Source organism: Roseivivax sediminis (assembly GCF_900112685.1).
GTDB classification, from domain to species: Bacteria; Pseudomonadota; Alphaproteobacteria; order Rhodobacterales; family Rhodobacteraceae; genus Roseivivax; species Roseivivax sediminis.
The window spans coordinates 1-3,645 of the sequence record NZ_FOMS01000031.1 but is presented as its reverse complement, the minus strand read 5'-3'; the positions used below and the strand labels follow the sequence as shown (position 1 = coordinate 3,645).

Sequence of the window (3,645 nt, the reverse complement as noted above, 5' to 3'; positions counted from 1 at the left end):
ACACCGCGCTCGGCATACCTGTCACAGAGCCCATGGGATAAGTGCGTCTGGGGAAAGGGGAGGTCCGCACTTCACGTTCTTTGCGCAACAAAGCCATGAGCAGGTTGTCACTGGGTCGATACACCGTTGCCATACACCCGTCGCAGGTCGACGTACGGACGGCCCTTCCCTGTCCCGACGGTTCCTCAGGTTCGGCCGGCGCCATTCGGCGCTGGCCGCAAGAGGTTATCCGATCACTGGATCGCTCAGGCGAAAACGAACCGCGCTTACGGGTGGAGGCCAGGGATCGACACGCGCCGGTGGGTTGGGCCCTCGCCGGGTAGACGTGTGGCGCTCCTGACCCACCGGCCGCGTTACTTAACGAGCAGGATCGGAACCTTGCAGGTGCGGATCATCTCCATGCTCGTGGATCCGACGAATAGCGAACGCAGCCGGGAATGACCGGAGGCGCCCATGACAAGGTGATCGAACCCCTCCTCCTCGACGAGCTTGCCCAGCGCTTCTTCGGGCTGGCCGGGAAGAATGCCGGTGTCCGCGTCGAGCCCCGCGGCCGACAGCATGGCCTTCGCGTCCGCCAGCCCCTTCTTCGCGGCCTCCGTGTCCGAGCCGACCGTAACGATCCTGATACCGAGGCCCGCATAGATCGCTGAGCGCGCCACGTAGTCGACCGCGCGCATGGCGCTTGCGCTGCCGTCGTAGGCGATGAGCACGTTTTCGACCGGCCGAAACGCTCGGGACGCGATGAAGAGCGGCTTCGACGACACGCGGACGACGCGTTCGAGGTTCGATCCGAGATGCCCCTTGGCAAAGTCGGCGGCCTCCCCGCGTTTGCCGATCAGGATCATCTGGGCGTCGCCCTCCCTTTCGGAGATCGCCTCGATCAGGTCTCCGTGCCGCAGGTGTTCGCGCGAACGAACTCCCGCGCCGTCCAGCAGCGCCTTGGCGTCCTCGAGGATGGCCCGGCCGCGCGTCAGCGCCAGTTTCGCGCGCTGCTCGTCGAGATTGGACAGCTCCTCCAGCAGGGCGCTGCGCGCCCCGAGGGAGATCGCGCCGGACAGGTCGGATCCCGCCCCGCCCTCGCGCCGGCCGAGGACGTGCATCAACTCGACCGCGTAATCGGCGCGCGTGGCCATCCAGGCTGCGTGGTCGCAGACGCTCTTGGAATAGGTGGAGCCGTCCACCAGCGCGATGATCTTGTTGGTCATGACGTCTCCTCCCTCAATGCGATACCAGCTTGTCCATCGCGCCGGGCTTGTCATGTACCGCAAGCCGGTCGACGATGGTTTCGGACGCCTCGTTCATTCCGACGATCTCGACCTCGGAGCCGTCCCTGCGGAACTTGAGCACGGCCATGTCGAGCGCGGCAACCGAAGAGATGTCCCAGATATGCGCCCGGCTCACGTCGATCACGACGCGGTCCGCGGCTTCCCGGAAGTCGAAAGCCGCCATGAAGTCCTCCGCCGAGGCGAAGAAGAGCTGCCCCTCGACGCGGTAGGTGCGCACGCGCCCGTCGTCCGACATGGAAGAGGTGACCCGGAAAAGCTGTGCGATCTTGCCGGCGAAGAACAGGCCCGACAGCAGCACGCCGACCAGCACGCCGATGGCGAGGTTGTGGGTGTAGACCACGACCGCCACGGTGGCGAGCATCACGATGGACGAGGACCGCGGATGCGTCTTGAGCTGCTTGATAGAGGACCAGGAGAAGGTGCCGATCGAGACCATGATCATGATCGCTACGAGCGCGGCCATCGGGATCTGCGCCACGAGATCGCCGAGCGCCACCACCATGATCAGCAGGAAGACCCCCGCCACGAAGCACGACAGACGCCCGCGTCCACCCGACTTGATGTTGATGATCGACTGGCCGATCATCGCGCAGCCGGCCATGCCGCCGATGAAGCCGGTGGCCGTGTTGGCAAGGCCCTGGCCGATGCATTCCTGGTTCCGGTCCGACTTGGTGTCGGTCAGATCGTCGACGATATTCTCGGTCATCAAGCTCTCGAGCAGGCCGACGACGGCGACGGCGGCGGCATAGGGCAGGATGATCGTCAGCGTCTCGAGATTGAGCGGGATGTCCGGGATCAGGAAGACCGGCAGCGTGTCGGGCAGCGCGCCCATGTCGCCCACCGTCCGCACGTCCCAGCCCATCACCAGCACCAGCACGGAGAGCACGATGATCGTCACCAGCGGCGACGGCACGGCCTTTGTCACGTAGGGAAAGAGGTAGATGATCCCCAGGCCCGCGGCGACCAGCGGATATGTCAGCAGGGGCACCCCGACCAGTTCGGGGATCTGCGCCATGAAGATCAGGATGGCGAGCGCGTTGACGAAGCCGGTCATCACCGAGCGTGAGACGAAGCGCATCAGGTGCCCGAGGCGCGCGAAGCCGGCGGCGATCTGCAACAGACCGGCGAGCACGGTGGTCGCCAGCAGGTATTGCAGGCCGTGCTCGGCCACGAGCGTCACCATGAGCACGGCGGTCGCCGCGGTCGCGGCCGAGATCATGCCGGGCCGGCCGCCGGCGATGGCGGTGACGACGGCGATCGAGAAGGAGGCATAGAGACCCACTTTGGGGTCCACGCCGGCGATGATCGAGAATGCGATCGCTTCGGGGATGAGGGCGAGCGCGACGACGAGGCCCGACAGCAGGTCGCCGCGCACGTTACCGAGCCATTGGCGCCGGTAGGCGTTGAGGTTCATTTTCGAAAAGTCCCGTTCCAGGCCGGCTTTGCGGCGGCGCCGCGCCGGTCATCAATTCAGACAGTCTTGGTTGACCCGGCGGATCGGCGGCCGGGAGAGCCACCCGGGGAGTTGCACCCCAAGTCCAGATGATCTGCCTGCCCCGTAGCCACCGAGGGCAAAAAGCACAAGACCGGTCGCCGCATTACGGCGGCGAGTGTGTGGAAGAGATCAGACTTCCGCGAAACACGCTCAATATCCGTGCGATATCTGGCCGCCGACCCGGCACCCCCCTCCCATCCGGCAGGCAACCCGCGCTCCGGCCCACGTAGACCGCCCGCCGCACCGCCGCAGGGCGCGACTCATCCCGGCCTTCCCGGTCGCCCCTTTTCCTGGGGGGCGATCGACAATCGGCTCGCGCGACTCTCCACCCCGGCCGGCCGGCTCACATCGCCGCCGAGACATTTGCGCGACATGCGCCGTCGGCGCCGATTATGCGGCTCGTCCTCGCGGACGATACGCTACGGCGGCAAGCAGGTGGACTAATCGAAACGAATTCAGACCGAGCCAGATCGTTGCACGCGCTGCCTGTGCTCGCGGTCAGGACATGCGCCGGCAGTGAACCATGAGCGCGTCCGCGAAGACGGACATCGCCGGGGACGCGTCGCGCGACGGGTAGTAGAGGAAGAATCCCGGCACCGGCGCAAGATGATCGGCCAGAACCTTCATCAGCCTGCCGGCCTGCACATCATCGCGCACCATGTGATGCCAGAGGTAAGCCAGGCCCAGTCCCCGAACCGCCGCCAGCCGCAAGAGAGCGCCATCGTTGAAGACGAGACCGGTGGCTTCTGTGTGGTCGATCTTGCCGGAGGGCGGTGTCCGCATAGCGTGTTGGTGCGCCTTCATTTTGCCGGAAACGGCCAATATTGCACCTCCAAGCCTACTGGAGGACCCCCATGCACAAGA

3 protein-coding genes and 1 other annotated feature are annotated in these 3,645 nt (G+C 65.7%); all 3 genes read right to left on the bottom strand.

The genetic code is table 11. The annotated features are described in order from the left end of the window. Positions 1–353: 353 nt before the first annotated feature. The 3 genes from F3H57_RS22005 to F3H57_RS21995 all read right to left on the bottom strand — a co-directional run bounded on the left by F3H57_RS22005 (position 354) and on the right by F3H57_RS21995 (position 3,564). On the bottom strand, positions 354–1,205 hold the full coding sequence (locus tag F3H57_RS22005) for a universal stress protein (protein WP_149759072.1): 852 nt from the start codon (positions 1,203–1,205) through the stop codon (positions 354–356). A gap of 13 nt (positions 1,206–1,218) precedes the next feature. Then, the gene (locus F3H57_RS22000; protein WP_149759070.1) at positions 1,219–2,700 is read right to left on the bottom strand and encodes a SulP family inorganic anion transporter; all 1,482 of its coding nucleotides are present in this window, start codon (positions 2,698–2,700) and stop codon (positions 1,219–1,221) included. A gap of 69 nt (positions 2,701–2,769) precedes the next feature. After that, positions 2,770–2,829: a sequence feature (sul1 is cis-regulatory element that is thought to sense ions involved in sulfur or methionine metabolism; They are found in Alphaproteobacteria), on the bottom strand. A gap of 450 nt (positions 2,830–3,279) precedes the next feature. Further along, on the bottom strand, positions 3,280–3,564 hold the full coding sequence (locus F3H57_RS21995) for a LysR substrate-binding domain-containing protein (RefSeq protein ID WP_188129798.1): 285 nt from the start codon (positions 3,562–3,564) through the stop codon (positions 3,280–3,282). Positions 3,565–3,645: the final 81 nt, after the last annotated feature.